Origin of the sequence: Kineococcus sp. R86509, assembly GCF_042466365.1 — a bacterium.
Classification (GTDB): domain Bacteria; phylum Actinomycetota; class Actinomycetes; order Actinomycetales; family Kineococcaceae; genus Kineococcus.
The window spans coordinates 279,530-303,017 of sequence record NZ_JAXHCE010000001.1 but is presented as its reverse complement, the minus strand read 5'-3'; the positions used below and the strand labels follow the sequence as shown (position 1 = coordinate 303,017).

26 protein-coding genes are annotated in these 23,488 nt (G+C 73.7%); 8 read left to right on the top strand and 18 right to left on the bottom strand.

Features of this window, described 5'->3' with window-relative positions:
- Positions 1 to 28: 28 nt before the first annotated feature.
- The 3 genes from SJY07_RS01495 to SJY07_RS01485 are packed head-to-tail and all read right to left on the bottom strand — an operon-like array spanning position 29 to position 1,987.
- The gene (locus SJY07_RS01495) at positions 29 to 673 is read right to left on the bottom strand and encodes a CbiQ family ECF transporter T component (protein ID WP_380156534.1); all 645 of its coding nucleotides are present in this window, start codon (positions 671 to 673) and stop codon (positions 29 to 31) included.
- Positions 670 to 1,362, bottom strand: coding sequence for an energy-coupling factor ABC transporter ATP-binding protein (locus tag SJY07_RS01490; RefSeq protein WP_380156532.1), 693 nt, complete (start codon positions 1,360 to 1,362; stop codon positions 670 to 672). Before SJY07_RS01490 ends, SJY07_RS01495 begins: the two co-directional genes overlap by 4 nt.
- 13 nt (positions 1,363 to 1,375) lie before the next feature.
- Positions 1,376 to 1,987 carry a biotin transporter BioY gene (locus SJY07_RS01485; protein ID WP_380156530.1) on the bottom strand — a complete coding sequence of 204 codons (612 nt, stop codon included), beginning with the start codon at positions 1,985 to 1,987 and terminating at the stop codon, positions 1,376 to 1,378.
- 90 nt (positions 1,988 to 2,077) lie between these two features.
- Between SJY07_RS01485 and SJY07_RS01480 the strand changes: the two genes are divergently transcribed.
- The gene (locus SJY07_RS01480) at positions 2,078 to 3,676 is read left to right on the top strand and encodes an ABC-F family ATP-binding cassette domain-containing protein (RefSeq protein WP_328296008.1); all 1,599 of its coding nucleotides are present in this window, start codon (positions 2,078 to 2,080) and stop codon (positions 3,674 to 3,676) included.
- A 282-nt stretch (positions 3,677 to 3,958) separates the two neighbouring features.
- Here the strand turns inward: SJY07_RS01480 and SJY07_RS01475 are convergent, their stop codons facing one another.
- Both SJY07_RS01475 and SJY07_RS01470 read right to left on the bottom strand, forming a co-directional pair.
- Complete coding sequence (locus tag SJY07_RS01475; RefSeq protein WP_380156528.1) at positions 3,959 to 4,105, bottom strand: hypothetical protein; 147 nt, start codon at positions 4,103 to 4,105, stop codon at positions 3,959 to 3,961.
- A 95-nt stretch (positions 4,106 to 4,200) separates the two neighbouring features.
- Positions 4,201 to 4,341 (bottom strand): hypothetical protein, encoded by a 141-nt coding sequence (locus SJY07_RS01470; RefSeq protein ID WP_380156526.1) that lies wholly within the window; start codon positions 4,339 to 4,341, stop codon positions 4,201 to 4,203.
- A 328-nt stretch (positions 4,342 to 4,669) separates the two neighbouring features.
- On the opposite strand from SJY07_RS01470, the gene SJY07_RS01465 reads away from it, so the two are divergent.
- Positions 4,670 to 4,888, top strand: a complete 219-nt coding sequence (locus SJY07_RS01465; RefSeq protein WP_328296010.1) for a helix-turn-helix domain-containing protein — start codon at positions 4,670 to 4,672, stop codon at positions 4,886 to 4,888.
- 29 nt (positions 4,889 to 4,917) lie between these two features.
- Here the strand turns inward: SJY07_RS01465 and SJY07_RS01460 are convergent, their stop codons facing one another.
- The 4 genes from SJY07_RS01460 to SJY07_RS01445 all read right to left on the bottom strand — a co-directional run bounded on the left by SJY07_RS01460 (position 4,918) and on the right by SJY07_RS01445 (position 7,381).
- Positions 4,918 to 5,670, bottom strand: a complete 753-nt coding sequence (locus SJY07_RS01460) for an SDR family oxidoreductase (RefSeq protein WP_328296011.1) — start codon at positions 5,668 to 5,670, stop codon at positions 4,918 to 4,920.
- Between the two features lie 99 nt (positions 5,671 to 5,769).
- Complete coding sequence (locus tag SJY07_RS01455) at positions 5,770 to 6,678, bottom strand: SURF1 family protein (protein ID WP_380156523.1); 909 nt, start codon at positions 6,676 to 6,678, stop codon at positions 5,770 to 5,772.
- Entirely contained in the window at positions 6,675 to 6,887 is a 213-nt protein-coding gene (locus SJY07_RS01450; protein WP_328296013.1) for a hypothetical protein, read from the bottom strand. The genes SJY07_RS01455 and SJY07_RS01450 overlap by 4 nt, the downstream gene beginning before the upstream one ends.
- Before the next feature lie 152 nt (positions 6,888 to 7,039).
- Complete coding sequence (locus SJY07_RS01445) at positions 7,040 to 7,381, bottom strand: DUF3099 domain-containing protein (protein ID WP_380156521.1); 342 nt, start codon at positions 7,379 to 7,381, stop codon at positions 7,040 to 7,042.
- 72 nt (positions 7,382 to 7,453) lie between these two features.
- On the opposite strand from SJY07_RS01445, the gene SJY07_RS01440 reads away from it, so the two are divergent.
- Positions 7,454 to 8,185 (top strand): SDR family oxidoreductase, encoded by a 732-nt coding sequence (locus tag SJY07_RS01440; RefSeq protein ID WP_380156519.1) that lies wholly within the window; start codon positions 7,454 to 7,456, stop codon positions 8,183 to 8,185.
- A gap of 101 nt (positions 8,186 to 8,286) precedes the next feature.
- Here SJY07_RS01440 and serB read toward each other — a convergent pair whose 3' ends face one another.
- From serB to glgC, 3 genes are read right to left on the bottom strand one after another with little or no spacing between them, the layout of a single operon-like run.
- Positions 8,287 to 9,537 (bottom strand): phosphoserine phosphatase SerB, encoded by a 1,251-nt coding sequence (gene serB / locus SJY07_RS01435; protein WP_380156517.1) that lies wholly within the window; start codon positions 9,535 to 9,537, stop codon positions 8,287 to 8,289.
- A gap of 36 nt (positions 9,538 to 9,573) precedes the next feature.
- Complete coding sequence (locus SJY07_RS01430) at positions 9,574 to 10,377, bottom strand: LLM class F420-dependent oxidoreductase (RefSeq protein WP_328296017.1); 804 nt, start codon at positions 10,375 to 10,377, stop codon at positions 9,574 to 9,576.
- A gap of 44 nt (positions 10,378 to 10,421) precedes the next feature.
- Complete coding sequence (gene glgC / locus SJY07_RS01425; protein WP_380156514.1) at positions 10,422 to 11,660, bottom strand: glucose-1-phosphate adenylyltransferase; 1,239 nt, start codon at positions 11,658 to 11,660, stop codon at positions 10,422 to 10,424.
- Positions 11,661 to 11,719: 59 nt separating this feature from the next.
- Between glgC and glgA the strand changes: the two genes are divergently transcribed.
- Positions 11,720 to 12,910 carry a glycogen synthase gene (glgA, locus tag SJY07_RS01420; RefSeq protein WP_328296019.1) on the top strand — a complete coding sequence of 397 codons (1,191 nt, stop codon included), beginning with the start codon at positions 11,720 to 11,722 and terminating at the stop codon, positions 12,908 to 12,910.
- Positions 12,911 to 12,923: 13 nt separating this feature from the next.
- Here glgA and SJY07_RS01415 read toward each other — a convergent pair whose 3' ends face one another.
- A complete protein-coding gene (locus tag SJY07_RS01415) occupies positions 12,924 to 13,862 on the bottom strand; it encodes a phosphotransferase (RefSeq protein WP_380156512.1) in 939 nt (312 codons plus the stop codon).
- 53 nt (positions 13,863 to 13,915) lie between these two features.
- Between SJY07_RS01415 and SJY07_RS01410 the strand changes: the two genes are divergently transcribed.
- Positions 13,916 to 16,246 (top strand): DUF3376 domain-containing protein, encoded by a 2,331-nt coding sequence (locus SJY07_RS01410; protein WP_380156510.1) that lies wholly within the window; start codon positions 13,916 to 13,918, stop codon positions 16,244 to 16,246.
- On the opposite strand, the gene SJY07_RS01405 is transcribed toward SJY07_RS01410, so the two are convergent.
- On the bottom strand, positions 16,221 to 17,207 hold the full coding sequence (locus tag SJY07_RS01405; protein WP_380156508.1) for an epimerase: 987 nt from the start codon (positions 17,205 to 17,207) through the stop codon (positions 16,221 to 16,223). The two genes, SJY07_RS01410 and SJY07_RS01405, sit on opposite strands and share 26 nt — an antisense overlap.
- On the bottom strand, positions 17,204 to 18,100 hold the full coding sequence (locus SJY07_RS01400; RefSeq protein WP_380156506.1) for a hypothetical protein: 897 nt from the start codon (positions 18,098 to 18,100) through the stop codon (positions 17,204 to 17,206). Before SJY07_RS01400 ends, SJY07_RS01405 begins: the two co-directional genes overlap by 4 nt.
- Before the next feature lie 71 nt (positions 18,101 to 18,171).
- On the opposite strand from SJY07_RS01400, the gene SJY07_RS01395 reads away from it, so the two are divergent.
- Both SJY07_RS01395 and SJY07_RS01390 read left to right on the top strand, forming a co-directional pair.
- Positions 18,172 to 19,251: a type III polyketide synthase gene (locus SJY07_RS01395; RefSeq protein WP_380156504.1), complete on the top strand. Its 1,080-nt coding sequence runs from the start codon at positions 18,172 to 18,174 to the stop codon at positions 19,249 to 19,251.
- Positions 19,248 to 19,808 carry an isoprenylcysteine carboxyl methyltransferase family protein gene (locus SJY07_RS01390; RefSeq protein ID WP_380156503.1) on the top strand — a complete coding sequence of 187 codons (561 nt, stop codon included), beginning with the start codon at positions 19,248 to 19,250 and terminating at the stop codon, positions 19,806 to 19,808. Before SJY07_RS01395 ends, SJY07_RS01390 begins: the two co-directional genes overlap by 4 nt.
- On the opposite strand, the gene SJY07_RS01385 is transcribed toward SJY07_RS01390, so the two are convergent.
- Entirely contained in the window at positions 19,699 to 21,012 is a 1,314-nt protein-coding gene (locus SJY07_RS01385; protein ID WP_380156501.1) for an MFS transporter, read from the bottom strand. The genes SJY07_RS01390 and SJY07_RS01385 overlap by 110 nt on opposite strands.
- A gap of 89 nt (positions 21,013 to 21,101) precedes the next feature.
- Entirely contained in the window at positions 21,102 to 21,932 is an 831-nt protein-coding gene (locus SJY07_RS01380) for a hypothetical protein (protein WP_380156499.1), read from the bottom strand.
- Positions 21,933 to 21,990: 58 nt separating this feature from the next.
- Here SJY07_RS01380 and SJY07_RS01375 point away from each other — a divergent pair, with 58 nt between their 5' ends.
- Positions 21,991 to 22,797, top strand: a complete 807-nt coding sequence (locus SJY07_RS01375; protein ID WP_380156496.1) for an ABC transporter ATP-binding protein — start codon at positions 21,991 to 21,993, stop codon at positions 22,795 to 22,797.
- 10 nt (positions 22,798 to 22,807) lie between these two features.
- Here the strand turns inward: SJY07_RS01375 and SJY07_RS01370 are convergent, their stop codons facing one another.
- Entirely contained in the window at positions 22,808 to 23,479 is a 672-nt protein-coding gene (locus SJY07_RS01370) for a pyridoxamine 5'-phosphate oxidase family protein (RefSeq protein WP_328296029.1), read from the bottom strand.
- Positions 23,480 to 23,488: the final 9 nt, after the last annotated feature.

Sequence of the window (23,488 nt, the reverse complement as noted above, 5' to 3'; positions counted from 1 at the left end):
GGCCCAGCGGTGACCGTCCCTCGTGGGGTCAGTCGAGTCCCCGGGCGGCCAGCGCCTCACCCAGCGCCTCCGCGTGCGCGACCGTGCGGACCAGCGTCGGCACGAGCAGCGCCCGCGGGTCGCCACCGAGTCCGCGGGCGGCCGCGGCCTCGCGCGACTCCGCGAGCAGGCGACCGACGACGGGGATGCTGGTGATCGTCAGGGTCAGCCCGAGCGCCAGCCGGTCGGGGTCCACCCCGAAGCGGCGCAGCGGCGTGGCGGCCCGCACGACGGTGTCCAGCACCGCCGGGACGGGCGTCGTGGCGGTCACGACCGTCGCCGCCCACAGGCACGCGAGCAGACCCGCGACGGTGGCGACCGCGCGCAGCGGCCCCGCGCTCCACAGCTGCACCAGCGCCAGCGCGATGAGCAGCACCCACACCCGGCGCACCGGCACGAGCAGCAGCCGCACCCGCAGCCCGCCACCGCGGGCGAGGACGACGACCAGCACGCCGAGACCGACCGGGACCGCGGCGGCGACCACGTCCGGGGCCACCAGCCGCACCACCCCGACCACCGTGCCCAGGACGAGCAGGACGGCCAGCTTGACCCCCGGAGCGGTCCGGTGCAGCCAGGAGTCACCCGGTTCCACCACCCCCAGCAGCGGCGGCGCCCCGAGCAGGCCGCGCCTCACCCGGCGGCCCGGCGGTAGGCGGCGACGACCTCGGCGGGACCCCCGTCGCCCCGCACCCGGCCGTCCTCGATCCACAGCACCCGGTCGGCGCGCCCGGCGAGGTCCAGGTCGTGGGTGGCGACGACGACCTGGGCGACGGGGGCCGGCGGGTCCCGCAGGACGTCGCCGACGCGACGGGCGGTGCGCAGGTCCAGCAGGGTCGTCGGCTCGTCGCAGAGCAGCACCCGCGGACCCGTCGCCAGCACGGAGGTCAACGCCAGCAGCTGCCGCTGCCCGCTGGAGGCCTCCCGCACCGACCGGTCGGCCAGGGCGCCCAGCCCCGCGGCGGCCAGCAGCTCCCGGGCCCGGACGTCGTGGTGACGGCGGGGGACCTCCGTGCGGCGCAACGACAGGGCCACGTCCTCGACCGCCGTCGGCATGACGAGCTGCGCGTCGGGGTCGGTGAAGACGAAACCGACCCGCCGCCGCAGCGCCTTCAGCTCGCGTTCGGGATCGAGCCCGTCGACGGTGATCCGACCGGTGTTGGCCAGGACGAGACCGTCCAGCAACCGCAGCAGCGTGGACTTCCCGGAACCGTTGGGCCCGATCAGCGCCGTCATCGGGCTGCTCGCCGGATCGATCTCGAGGTCGAGGTGGTGCAGCACGGTCCGTTCACCGGCCTCCACACGCACCCCCGCCAGGCGGATCACGGGACGTGCGACCTCAGCGGGCGCTCAGGCGGGGGAAGGCGCGGTGCACCGGGGCGGCGACGAGCACGGCGAGGACGACCTTGACGAGGTCGGCGGGCACGTAACCGAGGCAGAGCGCAGCGGCCTTCGCCCAGGTCAGGCCGCCGCCCCAGGCCATCCCGGGGATGCCGAAGGCGTAGACGACGACGAGCCCGCCCACCACCGTCCCGGCGACCAGCCCGAGGACGGCGCGCCCGCGACGCACCCCCGCGCGGGTGATCAGCCCGGTGACGAAGGCGGCGAAGGGGTAGGAGAGCAGGAACCCGGCGCTCGCGCCCGCGAACACGCCGAGCCCGGCGCCCCCGTTGGCGAAGACCGGGACACCGGCCGCTCCGACCACGAGGTACAGCGCCGCAGCCGCCGCCCCGCGCCACGGGCCGAGCAGGGCGCCGCAGAGCACGATCCCCAACGTCTGCAGCGTGATCGGGATGGCCAGCAGCCCGATCGGGATGCCCGGGGTGAGGGCCAGCGCGCACACCAGGGCGGCGAAGACGGCGACGAGGGCCAGGTCCCGGGAGGGTTCGGCGGGACGGCGCAGACCGGCGTCGGGGGCGGTCGCCGGGCGCCGGCGGGTGGGCGAGGTCACGGGCCGAAACCTAGCGGACGGTGCACCGGTACCGAGGGCCGTAGAATCGTCGTCGACCCCCGTCGTTCGAAACCCTTGAGAGCTGCCCTCGTGATCGTCGCGTCCGACATCGAACTGCGTGCAGGGGCCCGTCTCCTCATGGAGGGCGTGAACTTCCGTGTCGCCGCCGGCGACCGCATCGGACTGGTGGGCCGCAACGGCGCCGGGAAGACGACCCTGACCAAGGTCCTCGCCGGGGAGGGGCAGCCCGCCTCGGGCACCGTGACCCGCTCCGGGGAGATCGGGTACCTGCCCCAGGACCCGCGCGCCGGCGACCCCGAGATGCTGGCCCGCGACCGCATCCTGGCCGCCCGCGGCCTCGACGACGTCATCGCCAAGCTGCGCAAGGCCGAGGTCGACATGGCCAGCGAGGACGACAAGGTCCGCGACAAGGCCATGGACCGCTACACCAAGCTCGACGCCCGCTTCGTGGCCCTCGGCGGCTACACCGCCGAGAGCGAGGCCGCCCGGATCTGCGCGAACCTCAACCTGCCCGAGCGCATCCTCGAGCAGCAGCTGAAGACGCTCTCCGGGGGTCAGCGCCGCCGCGTCGAGCTCGCCCGCATCCTGTTCTCCGCCAGCGAGACGCTGCTGCTGGACGAGCCGACCAACCACCTCGACGCCGACTCCATCGCCTGGCTGCGCGACCACCTCAAGAACTACGCCGGTGGGCTCATCGTCATCAGCCACGACGTCGAACTGCTCGAGGTCGTCGTCAACCGGGTGTTCCACCTCGACGCCAACCGCGCCACCATCGACCTCTACAACGTCGGCTGGAAGAACTACCTCAAGCAGCGCGAGACCGACGAGAAGCGCCGCATCCGCGAACGCGCCAACGCCGAGAAGAAGGCCGGGACGCTGCTGCTGCAGGCCGCCAAGATGGGGGCCAAGGCGACCAAGGCGGTGGCGGCGCAGAACATGGCCAAGCGCGCCGAGCGGCTGCTGGGCAGCCTCGAGGAGGTCCGTGTCCAGGACAAGGTCGCCAAGCTGCGCTTCCCCAAGCCCGCCCCCTGCGGCAAGACCCCGCTGATGGCGGAAGGGCTGTCGAAGTCCTACGGCTCGCTGGAGATCTTCATGGGCGTCGACCTGGCCATCGACCGCGGCTCGCGCGTCGTCATCCTGGGGCTCAACGGTGCCGGGAAGACCACGCTGCTGCGGATGCTCGGTGGGGTCGAGCAGCCCGACACCGGTGAGATCATCGGCGGCCACGGCGTCAAGATCGGGTACTACGCCCAGGAGCACGAGACGCTCGACGTCAACCGCTCCGTGCTGGAGAACATGCGCTCCGCCTCCCCGGACCTCGACGACACCCGGGTCCGCACCGTCCTCGGCTCGTTCCTCTTCTCCGGAGACGACGTCGACAAGCCGGCGGGCGTGCTCTCCGGCGGGGAGAAGACCCGCCTGGCCCTGGCCACCCTCGTCGTCTCCAGCGCCAACGTGCTGCTGCTGGACGAGCCGACGAACAACCTCGACCCCGCCTCGCGCGCCGAGATCCTCGACGCGCTCAAGCACTACGAGGGTGCCGTCGTGCTCGTCACCCACGACGAGGGCGCCGTCGAGGCGCTCGGCCCCGAGCGGGTGGTGCTGCTGCCCGACGGGGTGGAGGACCTGTGGAACGCGGGCTACCAGGAGCTCGTCTCGCTGGCCTGAGGTCGAGGTGGCTCGAGGAAGTCCCGCACCACGGCGGTGAACTCCTCGGTGCGCTCCACCCACGGGTGGTGGCCGGCGCCTTCCAGGAGGCGCGGTCCCACGCGGGGCAGCAGCCCGGGATCCCGACCAGCTCGGCGACCGGTGCCAGGTGGTCCCAGCGTCCCGGGCCGCCGGGCACGATCACCACGGGCCGGGCGCCCGGACGGGTGCGCGACGCCGTCCTCGACCGGGCGTCGTCGCGCAGCTGCACCGTCTCGATCACGTCCCTCCCCACGGGGGCCGTCAGCCCCAGCCGCAGTCGGGGAGGACCGTGGCCAGGGCCTGTTGCGCCGTGAACGCCGCGTCGAGGGTGCGCTCGTCGACTCCCGTGCGCGGGTCCCGGTCCCGCCACCAGGAACTCATCTCGGCCTCTCCGAACTCGTGCGCCACGTCCCCCTTCGTCGCGTGCCGGCGCAGCGTCTCCTCGAAGGGGACCTCGTAGCGGTAGCAGCGACTCGTCCCGACGTGCTCGGCGACCAGGTGTACTAGGCCGCGCCGTTGCCGTGGATCTCCTCCTGGAGGATCCCCTCGACGACCACGTGGAGTCCGTGGTCCCGGGCGGAGCGTGCCGTGAGGTCGAGGAGCCCGACGGACAACGCGCCCGGCCGGTCCTCGACGTGCAGCACCTGACGCCGCAGGACGTCCTGACCCAGGACCGCGACGCCGCGGGGACGCGCCGCCCGGAGCGCGGCGGCCAGCGTCGACCCCCCCGCTGCCGGAGTTCCCCCGGACCACGATCAGCCGGGTTTCCAAGGTCGCGCACCTCCCCGTCCGCGTCACTACGCCGGTCTGGCGGGTCGACCCTCCCAGGATGAAACGTTTGTGCAGGTCGGAGCGGGAGTCCGAAGATCACGTACGGAGCAGTGATCTCCCCGTTCGAGTGGCCGGAACCGCCGGTGGTGGTGACCATGGAGGGGGTCCTGGGGTCTGCGACGACGTTGAGGAGAGGTCGGGATGACCGAAACGATCAAGCGGGGAACCCGGTTGAGCGGTTCCGAACGGGAGCAGCTCGCCGGCGAGCTGTCGAAGGGTTACGCCGAAGGGAAGAGCATCCGCGCACTCGCCGAGGAGACAGGTCGTTCCTACGGTTTCGTGCACCGGTTGCTCAGCGAGAACGAGGTGACCCTGCGCAGTCGTGGCGGGGCGACCCGCGGCAAGGCCCGGCAGGGCTGAGAGGCCGCTGCCGAGCGGGGGCCGGCCGTTCACAGCGAGCGGTCGGTTCCTCCGTCCACGGTGAGCGACGCCCCCGTGATGTAGGACGCCGCGGGGGAGAGCAGGAACACCGCCGCGCGCGCGAACTCGTCGGGGAGTCCGGCCCGGCGCAGCGGGATGTCCTCCAGCACGTCGGGGGCCAGTTCGGCGGAGTCCTCGAACTCCAACGGCGAACTGGCGTCGACGTGCCCGGCGAGCAGGTTGTTGATCCGCACCCCGCGCGGGCCGAGTTCGTCGGCCAGGGCCTTCGCGGCCATCGCCAGGCCCGGACGCAGCCCGTTCGCGACGCCGGCGTCCATGACGGGCGTGCGGACGGTGCTGGAGAGCAGCAGCACCATCGAGGCACCCTCCCCGGTCGCGGCCTTGCCGACCGAACGGGCCAGGCGCAGCGGGCCGAGCAGGCTCGACTCGAACGCCTCGCGCCACGCCCCGTCGGAGGCCTCCAGGACGGTGGAGGTGGGTGGAGCCCCGCAGGAGATGATCGCGCCGTCCAGGCGCCCGAACCGGGCGTGGGCCGCGGCGACGAGACGGGTCTCGGTGCCGGGGTCGGAGATGTCGCCCGGGACGGGCAGCAGACGGGACGGTTCGCCGATGCTGGGCATCACCGTGCGCAGTTCGTCCTCGTCTCCCGCGTGCAGCACGAGGAGTGCACCTTCGTCGGCGAGCACCCTGGCGCAGGAGAGCCCGAGCCCGGTGGACGCACCGGAGACGATGTACACGCGGTCACTCAGGCCCAGGTCCATGGGTCCATTGTTGCGCAGAGTGGCCGTTGGTACACACAGCATGATCGTTTGCCCCCGAACGGGCGAACCTCGGTGGGGTCCGCGGACACCCGGGATCTTCTAGAACCGCTGGTCAGCGGCGTCCAGTTCGGCGTCCTCCGCCTGCTCGTCCACCCCGGACCGCACCGTGCGCCGGGCCCCCCGGCGTGGCGCGGGAGCCGCCTCGACCGCCTCGACGGTCTCCTCGATCCGCTCACCCTCCGTGGTCTCCCCGGCCTCCTCGGACTCACCGGTCTCGCCGGCCCGCAGGTCCAGCTCCCGCCGGCCCGCGACGACCCAGACGACCAGCGCCGTCAGGGCGAACCCGAACCACTGCACCGTGTAGGCCAGGTGCGGCCCCTCGTCGACGTCGGGCCGCAGCGCCGGAGCGGGGGCGGTGGCCGCGGACGGGTCCTCGGTGGCGAGCACGGCGTACCCGTCGAGCAGTCTCAGCCCCGGCACGGCCGCCGCCACCTGCGCACGTCCGATGGAGCCGACCTGGCCGGGCGGGACGGTCCCGCGCTTGGCCTCCTCCCACTGACGCAGGCGCGCCACGACGGTGACCTCGCCCTGCGCCGGGGCGGGCAGCGTGTCCGGGCGGTCGGTGTCGTCACCGGCCGCCAGCCACCCGCGGTCCACGACCAGGGCGGTGCCGTCGCCGAGCACCAGCGGTACGAGCACCTCGTAGCCGGCGGTGTCGTCGCGCGGCCGGTTGCGCACCAGCAGGGTGTCGGCCACGTCGTAGGTACCGGTGACCCGCACCGGCGTCCACACGTCGGCCTTCGCCAGTTCGGAGCCCGCGGGCAGCACTCGGGTGACGTCGACGGGTCGCGCGTCGTAGTTCTGGACCAGGGGGGCGTTCGCGGCCAGGCGCTCTTCACGGCGGTGCCACTGCCAGCGACCCAGGAGGAGGCAGACGAACGCGATCAGGACGGCGACCGCCAGTCCACGCAGCCACCGTGGTTCCCGCAGCAGTCGCAGAACGCTCACGCCCGCAACTGTGCCACTTCGAGAACCTCGCGCAGGAAGCCCCTCGCCCCGAGGAACTCCGACAGGTGGTCACGGTGCTCGGCACAGGCCAGCCACGTCTTGCGGCGTTCGGGGGTGTGCAGGCTCGGGTTGTTCCACAGCAGGCCGAAGTCGGCGTGGTGGGTGCACCCCCGAGCGCTGCAGACGGGGTCCGAGGGTGGCTCGTGCATCGAGACCACGGTCGGGGGGGAGTAGCGCGGCGAGGCATCGCCATGAGTCGTACCGGGCTGTGCACCAGGTTCCACGTCAGCAGTCTCGCACCGAGCGACGTCCCGTCCAACCCTGTGTGAACGCCGGATGTCGCGTGTCCGGGCCGAGCGGTTCAGCGGGCGTCGTCCCGCGGGGAGCGCACGGACGTGATCGTGGCCTCGATCGCCGGCAGCTGCTCCGGGGGCCGCGGGGCCGGCGCGGTGATGTCGAAGGAGTCCGGGGCGGGCCCACGGGACTCCCGGCCGGCGTTCGCGAGCACCACGGCGATGTAGGGCAGCACGAGCGCACCACCGACGAAGACCCAGCGGATGGGGTGGTCGATGAACGCGAAGCACAGGAAGCAGACCGTGCGGATGATCATCGAGATGACGTACTTGCGGTACCGCACCCCCATGTCGTCGGTCTGGGACGTCGGGGCGGCGGTGATCTGGTAGCTCGGTTCCTGCTCCTGCACACGTTCACGCTATGCCTGCCCGACGACCCCCACCCGTCCAGTTCACAGCCGGATGCGTTATTTTCGCCCATCGTGTCGCAGCTCACTGCCCCCACCGGCGAACGAACTCCCCGCAGCGTCCTCGTGACCGGCGGGAACCGGGGGATCGGCCTCGCCGTCGCCCGGGCCTTCGCGGCCGCCGGGGACCGGGTGGCGATCACCTACCGCTCCGGGGAGCCGCCCGCAGGGTTGTTCGGGGTCCGCGCCGACGTGACCGATCCCGCCTCCCTCGACGCGGCCTTCGCCGCCGTGGAGGCCGAGCAGGGCGCCGTCGAGGTCCTGGTGGCCAACGCCGGCACCACCCGCGACCAGCTCCTGATGCGCATGAGCGACGAGGAGTTCGACTCCGTCCTCGACGCCAACCTCGCGGGGGCCTGGCGGGTGGCGCGCCGTGCGGTGCGCGGGATGGTGCGGGCCAAGAAGGGGCGCCTCATCTTCATGTCCAGCGTCGTGGGGCTCTACGGCTCCCCGGGCCAGACCAACTACGCGGCGTCCAAGTCCGGTCTCATCGGCCTGGCCCGCTCCATCGCCCGCGAGCTGGGCAGCCGCGGCATCACCGCCAACGTCATCGCCCCCGGGTTCATCGACACCGACATGACCCGTGCCCTGCCCGAGGCGACCGCCACCCAGTACAAGGGCAGCATCCCGGCGGGGCGCTTCGGTGACGTCGCCGAGATCGCGCAGGCCGCGTTGTTCCTCGCCGACGCCGGCTACGTCAACGGGGCCGTGCTGCCCGTCGACGGCGGCCTCGGGATGGGGCACTGAGGTGGCGGACCCGAAACCCTCCGGGGGCCGGCGCCTGGCCCTCTACGGCGTCGTGATGATCGTGGTCATCCTCGGGCTGGCCGGGCTCTCCACCTGGGCGCTCAACCGCGGCTGAGCGCCGCGTCCCCGGGACCGCTCCGTCCGGCCTGGTCGAGCAGGTCGGCCTCCTCGACGTCGTCGCGCGTGATGCCCAGCAGCGGCAGGACGGCGTCGAGGTAGGGGACGTTGAGGGCCGCGTCGGCCTGTTCGCGCACGACGGGTTTGGCGTTGAAGGCGATCCCCAGCCCGGCCGCGGCGAGCATGTCGAGGTCGTTCGCGCCGTCGCCGACGGCGACGGTGCGGTGCAGCGGGAGTCCCTCCGCGGCGGCGAAGTCGCGCAGGGCCACGGCCTTCGCCGCGCGGTCGACGACGGGTCCCGTGACCCGCCCGGTGAGCGTGCCGTGCACCACCTGCAGCCGGTTCGCCCGCACGTGGGCGATCCCGAGTTCCGCGGCGAGGGGGCCGACGACCTCCAGGAACCCCCCGGACACCAGGGCCAGGGTGAAACCCAGCCGGTGCAGCGTCCGGCACAGGGTCCGCGCCCCCGGGGTGAGGACGACGGCCGCCCGGACGGCGTCGATGACCGAGACGTCGAGACCCTCCAGACAGGCCACGCGTTCGCGCAACGAGGCGGCGAAGTCGATCTCCCCGCGCATGGCGCGTTCGGTGACGGCCGCCACCTCGGCCTCGCGTCCGGCGTGCGCGGCGAGGAGTTCGATGACCTCCTGCTGGATGAGGGTCGAGTCGACGTCCATGACGACGAGGCGTCGACCCATCCGGGCCAGGCCGGCGGGGGAGACGGCCGCGTCGAGTCCGTGCCGGCCGGCCTCGACGGAGAGCGTGCGGCGCAGGGCGAGGAGTTCCTCGGGACCGCCGTGGGTGGAGACGTCGAGTTCCACGCTGGTCACCGGGTGGACCGACATCCGCCGGATCCGGTCGACGTTGGCGCCGGCCTCGGCCAGCACCGTGGTGATGCGCGCGATCGCGGCCGGCATCAACGGCGCTCCCAGCAGCGTCACGTGCAACCGTCGCGGCCGGGCCGTGACGAGCACCTCTTCCGGTGCGGCGCAGGTCACCTCGAGCCCCTGCAGGCCGGCGACGGTTCCGGGGGAGACGGCGAGGGCCACCGCCCCGGGAACCGGGTCGGTGACCAGCGCCGACAACGTCAGGATCCCGCCGACGACGACCTGCTCCACGTCCAGCACGTGGGCCGCCGTCCCGGCGAGGGCGGCGAACAGCGCCGACGTCACCCCAGGCCGGTCGGGTCCGGTGACGGTCACCAGCACCGTGGTCGGGGAGGGGGTGTCAGGCACGCCCGGAACCCTACCGGGCGTGCCCTGCGGTGACGGTCAGGCGTTCTTGCTGTCGCGCCAGGCGATGAGCTCGGCGAGGAAACCCATGTCGTAGTCGGGTCCACCGGTACCGAAGGTGAACAGCCGGCCGCCGGCGGCGTGCAGCGCCTCCGCCGCCTCGACCCCGTCCTTGGGCTCGACCCCGACGGAGCGCTCGATCTCCAGGGGGTCCCGGCCGATCTCGGCGCAGCGTTCGTCGAGGATCCCGCTCTTGCGGGTGAACGTCTCGACGTCGCCGAAGGAGTGCCAGATGTCCGCGTGCTTCGCGACGATGCGCAGCGTCTTCTGCTCCCCGCCGCCGCCGATGAGGACGGGAACCTTGCGGGTGGGCGCCGGGTTCAGCTTCGCCAGCCGGCTCTCGATGCGCGGCATGTCGTCACGGAGCTTGTTCAGCCGCCCGCCGGCGGTGCCGAACTCGTAGCCGTACTCGTCGTAGTCCTTCTCGAACCACCCGGACCCGATGCCCAGGATCAGGCGGCCCGATCCCGTGTCGTGGGCGGAGACGTGGTCGACGGTGCGGGCCATGTCGGCGAGCAGTTCGGGGTTGCGGTAGGAGTTGCAGGACACCAGCGCACCGATCTCGATGCGCGACGTCGCCTCCGCCCACGCGGCCAGCATCGTCCAGGCCTCGAAGTGCAGGCCCTCGGGCTCGCCGTAGAGCGGGTAGAAGTGGTCCCAGTTGAAGGCGATGTCGGCGCCCATCTCCTCCGCCCGCGCCGCGGCGGCGCGGATCGCGGGGTACTGCGCGTGCTGGGGCTGGATCTGGATGCCGATGCGCACCGGGCGCGGATCTGCGGTCATGTGCTGACCCTAGGTCCCGCCCGGCGCTGCCACCAGGTCCGGGTTCAGGTCGGGATCGTCTGGCCCTTGCCGACGACCGTGATGCCCGAGTCGGTCACGTGGAAACCCCGGGCGCGGTCCTCGTCGGGGTCGACGCCGATCCGCGCGTCCTCGGGGATGGTGACGAACTTGTCGACGATGGCCCGCTGCACGACGGCGTGGCGCCCGACCTGCACCCCGTCCATGAGGACGGACTCGCTGACGTGGGCCCAGGAGTCGAGGCGCACGTTGGGCGAGACCACCGACTTCTCCACCAGCGCACCGGAGACGACGGTGCCCTGGGAGATGATGGAGTTCACCGCGTGGCCGTAGGTGCCCTGCCAGCCGTGGACGAACTTCGCCGGCGGGTAGTAGTCCTGCGCGGTGATGATGGGCCACTCGTAGTTGTAGAGGTTGAACACCGGCAGCACCGAGATGAGGTCCATCTGGGCCTCGAAGTAGGAGTCCATCGTTCCCACGTCGCGCCAGTAGGCGCGGTCGCGGTCGGTGGCCCCGGGGACCTCGTTGTCCTTGAAGTCGTAGACCGAGGCCTGCCCGCGCGAGACGAAGTCGGGGACGATATCGCCGCCCATGTCGTGCTTGGAGTCCTCGTCCTCGGAGTCGCGGGTCACCGCGTCCACGAGCGCGTCGGCCGTGAAGACGTAGTTGCCCATCGAGGCCAGGACCTCGTGCGGGGAGTCCTCCAGACCCTGCGGGTCCTTCGGCTTCTCCAGGAAATCGGCGATCTTGTTCGAACCCGGTTCGGTCTGGATGACCCCGAACTGGTCGGCGAGGGAGATGGGCTGGCGGATCGCCGCGACGCTGCACGGCGAACCGGAGGCGATGTGCGCCTCGACCATCTGCGAGAAGTCCATCCGGTAGACGTGGTCGGCCCCGACCACGACCACGTAGTCGGGCCGCTCGTCCGAGACCAGGTTCAGCGACTGGTAGATCGCGTCGGCCGAACCCAGGTACCAGCGCTGCCCGACCCGCTGCTGTGCGGGCACCGAGGCGATGTAGGACCCGAAGAGGTTCGACATCCGCCAGCCCTGGGAGATGTGGCGGTCCAGGGAGTGGGACTTGTACTGCGTCAGGACGACGATCTTGCGGTACCCGGCGTTCACCAGGTTGGAGAGGGCGAAGTCGATGAGCCGGTACGTCCCCCCGAACGGAACGGCGGGTTTGGCCCGGTCGGCGGTGAGCGGCATGAGCCGCTTCCCCTCCCCGCCGGCGAGGACGATCGCGAGGACGTTCGGTGTGGCCACGAGGGGCACCATAGGCCCCGCTACGGTGGCGTGCCCACCATGTACGGGAAGGAAGTTCGATGCGTGTCGACCTGCTGACGAAGGAGTACCCGCCGGAGATCTACGGCGGAGCGGGAGTTCACGTCGAGGAACTGGTGAAAGCACTGCGTTCCGTGCCCGGCGGACCCGAGGTGGCCGTCCGCTGCTTCGGCGCGCCCCGCACCGAGCCCGGCGCGACCGCCTACCCCGAACCGACGACGCTGGAGGGGGCCAACGCGGCCCTGCGGACCCTCGGCGTCGACCTCGCGATGGCCCAGGACGTCGCCGGCGCCGACGTCGTGCACTCCCACACCTGGTACGCCAACATGGCCGGACACCTGGCCTCCCTGCTGCACGGCGTCCCGCACGTCGTCTCCGCCCACAGCCTGGAACCGTTGCGGCCGTGGAAGGCCGAGCAGCTGGGCGGCGGTTACCGCGTGTCCAGCTGGGCCGAGAAGACCGCCTTCGAGGCCGCCGCGGCCGTCATCGCCGTCAGCGCCGGCATGCGCGCCGACATCCTGCGCAGCTACCCGGCCCTGGACCCCGCCCGCGTCCACGTCGTCCACAACGGCATCGACGCCTCCGAGTGGGTCCCGGTGCCGGGCCGTGACCTGGTGCGGGCCAACGGGGTCGACCCCGACCGCCCCAGCGTGGTCTTCGTCGGCCGCATCACCCGTCAGAAGGGGCTGCCGCACCTGCTGCGGGCCTGCGCCCAGCTCCCGCCGGAGGTTCAGCTCGTCCTGTGCGCCGGGGCCCCCGACACCCCCGAGATCGCCGCCGAGGTGGCCGGGCTCGTCGCCGAACTGCAGAAGACCCGCGAGGGCGTCGTCTGGCTCGACCGCCACCTGAGCCGTCCCGAACTCCTCGAGCACCTCTCGCAGGCGACGGTGTTCGTCTGCCCCTCCGTCTACGAGCCGCTGGGCATCGTCAACCTCGAGGCGATGGCGTGCGGCGCAGCCGTCGTCGGCACCGCCACCGGCGGCATCCCCGAGGTCGTCGACGACGGCGTGACCGGCTGGCTGGTCCCCATCGAGCAGGTCACCGACGGCACCGGCGCCCCCGTCGATCCCGAGAAGTTCGTCGCCGACCTCGCCGCGACCCTCACCGACGCCGTCTCCGACCCCGACCGGGCCCGTGCCCGCGGGGCCGCCGGCCGGGCCCGTGCGGTGGAGCACTTCTCCTGGGACGCCATCGCGGCCCGGACCCTGGAGGTCTACCGCTCCGTCCTCTGAGCACACCTCACACTCACACCGCCGCCGCCCAGCCGCCCGGGTCCTCGGGACCGGGGACGGCCATCAGCGCTTGCCAGAGCACGAGGACCTCGAGCCAGTGCGCCTCCCCGGGGCTCAGGGGGCGCACCGACTCGTAGCCCTCGCGCAACGCCGTCCGCACCGTGGGGGGCGTGGGACGCCAGTCGGTGAAGCGGGTCCCGAGGTAGACGCAGGCCTTGGCGAGGTCGCCGACCCGGTGGTCCACGGCGACCTCGTCGAAGTCGAGCACGCCCACGACCTCGGAGTCCCGCGTCAGCAGGTTCGCGGCCCGGAAGTCGTTGTGGACGAACTGCGGTGCGTCCTCCAGCGGCGGAACCCGGGTCAGGAGCGCGGACAGGCGCGCCGACGCAGTCGGGACGAGGCCGCGGTCCGAGGTCTCCAGCCACGTCTCCAGGCGCGGGCGCAGCGGGCTCGTGGACCCGCCGGGGGCAGCTGGGAACGCCGCGTGCAGCTTCGCCAGCCACGCCCCGGCCGAGTGCACGGCGGCGAGGTCGCCCACGTCCAGCCAGTCGCCGTGCAGTTCCGGGAGGACGGTGACGGAGAGGTCGCCGAGCGGCCCCGCCAGCACGACCCGCTCACGTCCGTCCCGGGTCGCCAACGGCGCCGCGACCGGGACCCCGCGGCGGTCCAGGGTGCGCAGCATCGATGTCGAGGTGTCCAACCGGGCGAAGCGCGCGGTGTCCCGGGACCACTTCACGACCAGGTCTCCCCGGTCCGAGGCGGCCCAGGCGATGACGTTCTGGTCGCTGATGGCCAACCGCGGGCACTCGCGGACCGTGACGTCCCAGGTCCCCGCGAGGGCGGCCGTCACCCACTCCGCCGCCGCGTCCAAACCGTCGAACCCGAACCGTTCGCGCAGAGCGGGTTCCGGGTCGCACGACTCCCACAGCATGGACACCCCGCTCGGCAGCACGGCTCGCACCGTAGTGCGTTGTCAGCCCCTGCGGGCGGTGCCAGGATCCGACGGTGACCACGACGGGTCGGGAGTTGCGCATCGCGCTGGTGATGAACGGCGGGGTCAGCCTCGCCGTCTGGATGGGCGGGGTGACCCACGAACTCGACCTCCTGCGCCGCGCTGGTGACCCGGACTGCTCGGCGCAGGACGTGCCCGACCACGACCGCGAGGTCTGGCGGCGCTGGCGGGAGGCCCTGCAGGGTGCGCGCGTCGTGGTCGACGTCCTCGCCGGTTCCAGCGCCGGGGGGTTGAACGCGGCGTTCCTGGCCCGGGCGATCGCGAGCGACGGGGCGACCGACTGGGCCGACCCCGACCGTGAGCACCCCTACCTGCGCCACCTCTGGGAACACGGCGCCGCCCTCGACACCGCGACGCTGCTGCGAGCGCAGCACCCCGAGACCTGGCGGTCGCTGTTCAGCGGCGACTACTTCGAGCAGATGATCGGACGCACCCTGCGCGACCTCGCGGCCCAGCGTGACGGTGCGAGCCCGGGGGATCGCCGCGCACCCCGACCAGAGGGCTCCGCGCTGCGGCGCGCGGTGACGCTGTTCACCACCGGGACCGCGCTCGGACCCGCGGCCGGCTCCTACGCCGACGGTTTCGGTCAGGAGTTCGCCGTCCCCGACCACCGCAGGCTCTACCGGTTCCGGCACGACCCCGACCACGTCGTCTACGACCCCGGGGAGGGGTTCCGGCGGGCGGTGCTGGACGAGTTCGACGACCACCCGGTGGAACTCACCCGCGCCGTCCGGGCGTCGGCCTCGTTCCCGGCCGCGTTCGTCCCCGTCGCGGAGGTCGGCGCGATGACCGCCCCGCCGGTGCGGATCCGACCGGCGACGGGGGGCGGTGCCGCGCTGCTGATGGACGGAGGTGTCCTCGACAACGCCCCGTTCGGCCCCGTGCTGGACAGCATCACCCGCACCCCGCCCGACGCGAGCCTGCGCCGGTTGCTGGTCTACGTCGTCCCCTCCGCCGGTCGACCCGTCAGCGAGCCGCCACCCGAGCAGGACCCGGACTGGGTCCACGTCGTCGCGGCCGCGCTCGGGTTGCCCCGGGAGGCCGACCTCCGCTCCGACGTCGAGGACCTGCAGGCGCTCGTCGACGTCGCGGACGCGGGGGCGCAGGTGCAGGCCCTCCTCGAGGCCGTGCTGGACCCCGGGCGGCAGGACGGACCGGGTGCGGCGCAGATCGTCGCCGCCGCGGAGAGCCTGCTGCCCCTCTACCGCGACGGTCGACGCCTCGGGGGGATCGACGAGGCCAGGTCGCTGGCGGCCGCGGGGGAACGCACCCGTCCACACCGGCTGAACGGCCCGGCCCCCTCCACCGGGCCGGCGGAAGGCCCCGCCCCGGCGTGGACGGTCGGGGCGGGACCGGCCGACCTCGTCGCCGTCCCGTGGGGCTGGGGGCCGGCGACCGCGGAACGGTGTGCCCGGCTGCTGGCCCGCGACCTGCGGCACCGCCTCGAACGCGGCGAGCCGGTCGAGGCCGCGGCCGTTGCGGTGTCGGCGTTGCTCGGGGACGTCGAGGCGGTCAACGACGCCCTGGAACGCCACCTCGCGGACCTGCCGGCCGAGGTCGCCGCCGCGTCCGACGCCGTCGTGGTCGGCCACGTCAACGAGGCGTTCACCCGGCTGCGGATCCCCGACGTCCTCGGGGACCTGCTGCAGCGGATCGCGACGGTCCACGCCGGGACCCGGGACGGGGCGGGGGCCGCGGACGTCCTGCGGGCCGCCTTCGCCGTCGAGGTGACCTCCCGGGCGCTGACGGCCCGCACCCCGTTCGCCCGGGGCGCCTCCTTCGAGTTCCTCCGGCTGGGTCCCGACGTCACGACCCCCCTGCTCCCCGACCTCGGCGTCGATCCCGAGGTGCTGGGCCGGCGCAAGCTGTTCGGGACCCGCGCCGGCCACTTCGGTGCGTTCGGCCCGTCCGGGTGGCGGACCTGGGACTGGCGGTGGGGTCGCCTGGACGCGGTCGCCCACCTGGGGCGGGCCCTCGGGATGGACGACGGCTGGGTGGCCGGGACCCAGCGGGCGGTGCTGCGCAGCGAGGGCGCCGCGGGAACCGCGCCGGAGGTCCTCACCGCCGGGCTCGAGCGCGAACTCCTGGACCTGCTGGCCGTGGACGACCAGGAGTTCCTGCGTGACGTCCGCGACGGGTTGCGCGAGCACCGGCCGGAGCTGGCCGGGCTCGGCGACAGCGTCGAGGGTGTCCTGCAGCGTGCGGCGGGGGTCCTCGCCGACGCGGTCACCGTCCCTCACGTCCCCGTTCCGGACTGGATCGAACGCGCTGTGCTGGAACGGGTCCTGCGGGTGGTGCTCAACCGCTACGTGTCGGGGTCCTGAGTTCCCGGGCGCGGGACGCGAGGTCCGCCGCCGCGGGTCGCCACCGCGGGTGCGCGAAGGTGAAACCCGCGTCCAGCAACCGGCCCGGGACCACCCGCCGGCTCTTCAGCAGCAGTTCCGCGTCGGTGCCGAGCACGAACGCGCCGAGCCGGGCCATCGACGCGGTCGCCGGGACCGCGACGCGGGAACCCCACGCCGCGCGCAGGTCCCGCATCAGCTCCCGCTGCGGCACGGGGTGCGGGGCGCAGAGGTTCACCGGTCCGTCGAGGTCGTCGCGCGCGAGCAGGAACTCCACGGCCCGCACCACGTCGTCGCCGTGGATCCAGGAGACGTACTGGTGACCACCGGCGACGGCCCCGCCCACCCCGAGGCGGGCCATCCCCGAGAGGTAGTCGAAGACCCCGCCGCGGTCGGGGGTCATGACCATCGCGGCCCGCAACGCGACCTGGCGGGTGCGTGGGGTGGGGGAGTCGGCCTGGGCCTGTTCCCAGCGGCGGGCGATGCGCACGCTGTACTCCCAGTAGAGCGGGACGTCGGGTTCCTCACCGCCGATGATCCCGTTTGCCTCGTCGTGCGCGAGGTCGTCGGGCCGGGACCGCGCGTCGGCGTAGATGGTGGCCGTGCTCATCTGCAACCAGACCCGCGGGGGTTCTCGGGTTTCCGCGATCGCCGCACCGACGACCCGGGTCGAGTCGATCCGGGAGTTCATCATCTCGCGCAGGTTCGCGTCGGTGTAGCGGCAGCTGACGGTGCGCCCCGCGAGGTTCACGACGGCGTCGGCCCCCTCGAACTCACGCGTCCAGGGACCGAGGGTCCGCCCGTCCCAGAGCACGTGCCGCACCCCGGGTTCCAGGACCTCCGGGCGTCGGCTGAGCACCACCACCTCGGCGCCGCGGGAGACGAAGGCCCGGCGCAGCAGCGCGCCGACCTGACCGGTACCGCCCGGGAGAACGATCTTCACCCCGACGAACCTAGCCGCCGCACCACCTCGGGTCCGAGCGGGGCGCCGAGGCGGCGCAGGGCCAGGAACCCGGCCCCGGCCAAGGGGCCCAGCGCGGGTGGCACCACGCGCACGGGGGTGGCACCGGGGACGTCGAGCGCGACGGCGAGGCGTGTCGAGAACGCCGGGTCGAGGGCGAGGGAGCCGGCGAGACTCACCGGGACGGGGGTGCGCTGCAGGAGCGGGGCGAGCAGCAGCACACCGTCGGCGGTGATCTCGGCCAGCCTCCGCAGGGCGCGGTCCGCCAGCGGTGAGGTGTCGGCGAGTTCCGTGACGACGGGCGCGACGTTCCCGAACGCGCGTTTGACGTCGTGGGGGGAGGCATCCTCCCGTTGCCGGAGCGCGCGGCGCAGGGCGTCGACGTCCGCGGCGCCCCAGTGCCCCAGGATCCGCGTGACGAGTTCTCCGTCGGCCGGTTCCGCCCTCCCGGCGAGGACCTGGTGCACGACGTCGAAGGCGACGTGGCGGGCCGCGCCGGCGTAGTGCTGGAACTGCCCGCTCTCGACCTCGGCGCCGTTCTTGTCGATCGCCAGGACCATCGATCCCGTTCCGGCCACCACGACGATCCCGGCCTGGCCGAGCAACGCGCCGCGGTGCGCCACGACGGCGTCGTTGACGAACGTCCGGGGACAGTCCAGGAGGTCCAGCGGGTAGAACGACGCGGCCCACGCCCCGTCGCGACCGACCCCCTGGTTGGACCCGGGCCGACCGATCCCGGCCACCCCGGCGGTGAGCCCCCGGGCCGCGTCGTCGTCGTGGTGCGCCGCACCCGCCGCGCCGGTGGCGCAGGACAGCAGCGTTCCGTCGAGGGTGTAGCAGCCGACCCGGGGCGCGGTCCCTCCGGCGTCCACCACCACGACGACGTCCCGGCCACCGCCGGACCCCAGGTCCTGCGACCGGGCGGTGCGGGTGCGAGCATCGCCGCGTGACGTCGCGCCCCCGGAACCCCTCCCGCGTGCTGGCCACCGAGCCGGTCCTGCCGGCCCACCGCCACACCCAGGCCGAGATCACCGACACCCTGGCCCCGCTGCTGTCCCGCCCCGGCCGGCACCGGGAACTGATGCGGCGCCTGCACGGCGCTGCGGGCGTCGACTTCCGGCACCTGGCGTTGCCGCTGTCGGACTACCCCGAGCTGGTCACCCGGCCCGACGCCTTCGACGCCACCAACGCCGCCTTCGCCCAGATCGCCCTCGACCTCGCCGAACGCGCGGTCAAGGGAGCCCTCGCCACCGCGGGTCTGCAGCCGGAGGACGTCGACGTCCTGCTCTTCACCACCGTCACCGGCGTCGCCGCGCCCTCCGTCGACGCCCTGCTGGTCGAGCGCGTCGGCCTGCGCCCCGACGTCGTGCGCTGGCCCGGGTTCGGGCTCGGCTGCGCCGGGGGAGCGGCCGGGCTGGCCCGCCTCGACGACCACCTGACCGGCCACCCCGACGCCGTCGGCCTGCTCGTCAGCGTCGAACTGTGCTCCCTCACCCTGCAGCCGGACGACCCCTCCACGGCGAACCTCGTCGCCAGCGGGTTGTTCGGCGACGGAGCCACCGCCGTCGTCCTCGCCGGCGCCGAGCGCGCGGCGGGGCGCCCCGGCTGGGACGTGCTGGAGCACACCTCGCGGCTGCTGCCGGGCAGCGCCGACGCCCTCGGCTGGCAGATCGGCTCGAAGGGGTTCCGGATCGTCCTCTCCGCCGGGCTCCCGCAGGTCCTGCGCGCCCACGTCGGCGACGACGTCCGCGCCTTCCTGCACCCCCACGGCGGGGTCGCCGACGTCGACGAGTGGGTGGTGCACCCCGGTGGCCCGAAGGTCCTCGACGCCGTCGTGGCGGCCCTGGACCTGCCCGTCGACGCCCTCGACGCGAGCCGGGCGGCGTTGCGCGCCAGCGGGAACCTCTCCAGCTCCGCGGTGCTGCACGTCCTCGCCGGCACCGAGCGTGTCCCCGGGCGACGGGCCCTCGTCCTGGGCGTCGGACCCGGCGTCAGCACCGAGACCCTGCTGCTGGAGGCCCGGTGAGCACCTGGCTCTTCGCCGCCCTCGTCCTGGCGACGGGGTTCGAGCGCATCGCGGAACTCGTCGTGTCCACCCGCCACGCCCGGTGGTCCTTCGCACGGGGCGGCGTCGAGTCCGGCCGCGGCCACTTCCCGCCCATGGTGGTCCTGCACACCGGGCTGCTGCTGGCCTGCCTGGTCGAGGTCCTCGCCGCCGACCGGCCCTTCGTCCCCGCCCTCGGCTGGCCGATGCTGGTCCTCGTCCTGGCCGCGCAGGGCCTGCGCTGGTGGTGCATCACGGCGCTGGGGCCGCAGTGGAACACCCGGGTCATCGTCGTCCCCGGTCTCACCCTGGTCGCCCGGGGTCCCTACCGGTGGCTGCGCCACCCCAACTACGTCGTCGTCGTGCTCGAGGGGTTCGCGCTGCCGCTGGTGCACACGGCGTGGGTCACGGCGCTCGCCTTCACCGTCCTCAACGCGGTGCTGCTGCTGGGGTTCCGGCTGCCGGCCGAGAACCGCGCGCTCGCGGCCCTGTCACGGCCGTCGACGCCACCGCAGCGATCAGGCACAGCGCCCCGCTGACCAGGAACGCGCCGCGGTAGTCGCCGGTCTCGTCACGCACCACACCCGCGACGAAGGCCATGACCGCCGCGCCGAGCTGGTGGGAGGCGAAGACCCAGCCGAAGACGACCGGACCCGCGTCACCGAAGTGCTTGCGCGCCAACGCGATCGTCGGCGGTACGGTGGCGATCCAGTCGAGTCCGTAGAACACCACGAACACCCACGTCGCCGGCTGCACCCCCGGCGAGAGCACGCTCGGCAGCAGCAGCAGCGACACCCCGCGCAGCGCGTAGTAGGCCAGCAGCAGGAACCGGGGGTCGACCCGGTCGGTCAGCCACCCCGACGCGATCGTCCCCGCCACGTCGAAGAGCCCGACGAGGGCCAGCAGCGACGCGGCCGTCGTCGCCGGCATCCCGTGGTCGTGGGCGGCGGAGACGAAGTGCGTCCCGATGAGGCCGTTCGTCGACGCCCCGCAGATCGCGAAACCCAGCGCGAGGAACCAGAACGCCCGGGAACGCACCGCGACCCGCAGCGCACCCAGCGCCCCCAGCGGCCGTACCGGGACGTCGACCGCGCTCGTCCCGCCGTAGGGCAGGCCGCCCCGGTCAGCGGGGAACTCGTGCAGGCGCAGCACCACCAGCGGGACCACGACCAGCGCCACCGCCGCGATGACCAGGCACGGGGTGCGCCAGCCGTGGGCCTGCGCCAGGCGCGCCACCAGCGGCAGGAACACCAGCTGACCCGCCGAGGCCGCCGCGGCGAGCAACCCCGTCACCAGACCCCGGCGCAGCACGAACCAGCGCCCCACGACCGTCGCCGCCAACGACATGGCCATCGCCCCCGTGCCGACGCCGACGAGGACACCCCACGTCGCCACCAGCTGCCAGCGGGCCTCGACGAAGGCCGACCCCGCCGATCCGGCCGCGACCAGCAGCAACGCGACCGCGACGACGCGCTGCACCCCGAAGCGCTGCATCAGCGCCGCCGCGAACGGGGCGATGAGGCCGTAGAGGACGAGGTTCACGCTGACCGCGGCCGAGATCGACGCCGTCGACCAGCCGAACTCCGCGGAGATCGGGTCGATGAGGGTCGCCGGGACGGAGCGGAAGGCACCGGCGGCCAGCAGCGTCGCGAAGGTGACGGCGGCGACGGTCCACGCCGGGTGGACGCGGCGTCGCGACGACTTCCCGGGGGAGGACGCGGAGGAGGTGGTGCGGGTGCTCACGGCGCCATCGTGGCGCACCCCGCGACCCGCCGGGAGCGCTCCGAGGGACACCTCCCGTCGAGATCCGGCCAGCCCGGGTCGAGGGCGGGTCAGGGACGCGCGGGCTCCGTGTGGGCGTTCACGGCCGCGACCAGGGCGCGGCGGGCGACCCCGGCGACCTCGCGCAGCGCCTGCGCCCGTGACGTCGCCTCCAGGCTGGTGATGGCGGCCCCGTCGTCCTCGGTGGCCAGGTCGACGATCGCGAGGACCCGCGCGGCGGTCTGCAGGACCCGCATCGCCCGCGGGGAGGTGTCGGCGGGGACGGCGTCGCGGGCCAGGCCCCCGTCGCGCACCGCGGCGATCCGGTCCGCGGCGTCCTCGCGCCAGCGCGCCACGTCCAGGGTCGCCAGCGCCTGGGTCGCGGTGGCCAACGCGACCCGCAGCTCGCGTTCGGACTCCGCGACGCTGGAACTCTCCGGGGCCCGGCGCGGGGCGGCACCGAGCACGGTCCAGGTGACCAGGGCCCCCGGCTCCCAGACCGACCCGAACTCGGTGACCTCCGGGACCAGGGCCCAGCGCGTGTCGTGCCCGCCGAGCTCGGCGACGACGCACTCACCGACCTCGAGGGCGGTGACGTTCACGGCGGCCGGCCCGGGCAGACCGCGGGGGTCCCCGGGCACGGGCAGCGCCAGCAGCAACCGGCCCCCGCCCGGTGCGGCGTGGGCGCACTCGGCCAGCGCCGCCAGCAGGGTCGTCATGTCGTCGGGGGTCCCGCCCGCGCCGGGCAGACCGGGCAGGGTGGGCGCGGACTCCGCGAAGGAGACCGTGTGGGGTTCGTCGTCGCGCACGACCGCGGCGACCGCGGACTCCAGCGAGGCGTTCGCGCTCAGCACACCCGTTCCCCAGGCGGCCAACCGCGCGGAGCGGGGCAGGTCCAGCACGCCGGAAGCCTACGACCCGCGCGGGCCCGCTCCCACCTGGGTCGTTAGGGTCGCCCGCATGACCAGCGACACCAGCCGAGTCCCAGCGTCGGTGCTGGACCTGTCCGCGGTGACCGTCCGGCGCGGGACCAGCGTCCTGCTGGACGCCGTCGACCTCGCCGTGGAGGAGGGTGAGCGCTGGGTCGTCCTGGGCCCCAACGGTGCGGGGAAGTCGACCCTGCTCTCCATCGCCGCCGGTCGGTTGTTCCCCACCTCGGGGACCGTCGGCATCCTCGGTGAGACCCTCGGCCGCGTCGACGTCTTCGAGCTGCGCCCGCGCATCGGCCTGGCCAGCACGGCGCTCGGCAACTCCGTCCCCGGACAGGAACGCGTCCGCGACGTCGTCGTCACCGCCGCCTACGGCGTCACCGGCCGCTGGCGCGAGGAGTACGACCCCGACGACGAGGCCCGCGCGCAGGAACTCCTCGCCCTGCTCGGCGTCGCCCACCTCGCCGACCGCGCCTTCGCCACCCTCAGCGACGGTGAACGCAAGCGCACCCAGATCGCCCGCGCCCTCATGACCGACCCCGAGCTGCTGCTGCTCGACGAACCGGCCGGCGGGCTCGACCTCGGCGGCCGGGAGGACCTGCTGCGCCGCCTCACCGCCCTCGCCGGTGACCCCGCGGCCCCCACGACGGTGCTGGTCACCCACCACGTCGAGGAGATCCCCGTCGGGACCACCCACGCGCTGCTGCTGCGCGAGGGGGCCCGGGTCGCGGGCGGTCCCGTCGAGGACGTCCTCACCTCCGCGACGCTGTCGCAGACCTTCGGGCTCGCCCTCGACGTCGAGCACCGCGACGGCAGGTTCTCCGCCCGGGCGCTGTGAGACCGCCCGCTCAGGGGCGCAGGAGTTCCGTGGCGTAGCCGGACTCGTCGCGGGAGTAGCGCAGACGGACGTGGTGACCGTCGCGGGCGGCCTGGAAGAACTCCATCCGACCCGCGTCGACCCCCCACAACCGCCACGTCGGGGCCGCGACCGGACCGGCGCCCTCGAGCTCCAGCAGCTCCGTCGGGTCACCCAGGGCGTTGGAGAGCCACTCCTCGTCGTGCAGCGGTCCGCTCTGACGGTCCACCAGCAGCTCGGCGCGTTCGTGGGCGCTGAGCCGTTCGAACGCCGCCGCCGTGCGCGCCTCCCCGGCGGGGCGGACCGTGCCGCGCACCCGCACCTGACGACCCTGCAGCGGCCAGTGGAAGACCAGCGCCGCCACCGGGACCCGGCCCAGCTGCTTGCCCTTGGGACTCGACTCGCTCGCCGCGACCCAGAACGCCGCGTCGTCGACGTCCTCCAGGACGGTGACCCGCGCGTCGGGGCGGCCCGCCGCGTCGACCGTCGCCAGCGTCATCACGTGCGGCGCGGGCGCACCGGAGTCCACCGCCTCGCGCAGCCACCGCACGAACAGCTCGACGGGATCCGCCGGAGCGGTGTCCGGGTCGAAGACCGGTCCCTGCGGTTCCGGCCAGGCCAACCCGGCCAGGAAGTGTCGAAGGTCCGCGCCACCCGAGCTCACCCCGCGACG

What these genes read in the sequence shown, in the direction of transcription:
- SJY07_RS01430 (WP_328296017.1), bottom strand. Translation starts at nt 10,377, where the DNA reads ATGACCGCAGATCCGCGCCCGGTGCGCATCGGCATCCAGATCCAGCCC.
- SJY07_RS01465 (WP_328296010.1), top strand. Translation starts at nt 4,670, where the DNA reads ATGACCGAAACGATCAAGCGGGGAACCCGGTTGAGCGGTTCCGAACGG.
- glgA (WP_328296019.1), top strand. Translation starts at nt 11,720, where the DNA reads ATGCGTGTCGACCTGCTGACGAAGGAGTACCCGCCGGAGATCTACGGC.
- SJY07_RS01450 (WP_328296013.1), bottom strand. Translation starts at nt 6,887, where the DNA reads ATGCACGAGCCACCCTCGGACCCCGTCTGCAGCGCTCGGGGGTGCACC.
- SJY07_RS01460 (WP_328296011.1), bottom strand. Translation starts at nt 5,670, where the DNA reads ATGGACCTGGGCCTGAGTGACCGCGTGTACATCGTCTCCGGTGCGTCC.
- SJY07_RS01375 (WP_380156496.1), top strand. Translation starts at nt 21,991, where the DNA reads ATGACCAGCGACACCAGCCGAGTCCCAGCGTCGGTGCTGGACCTGTCC.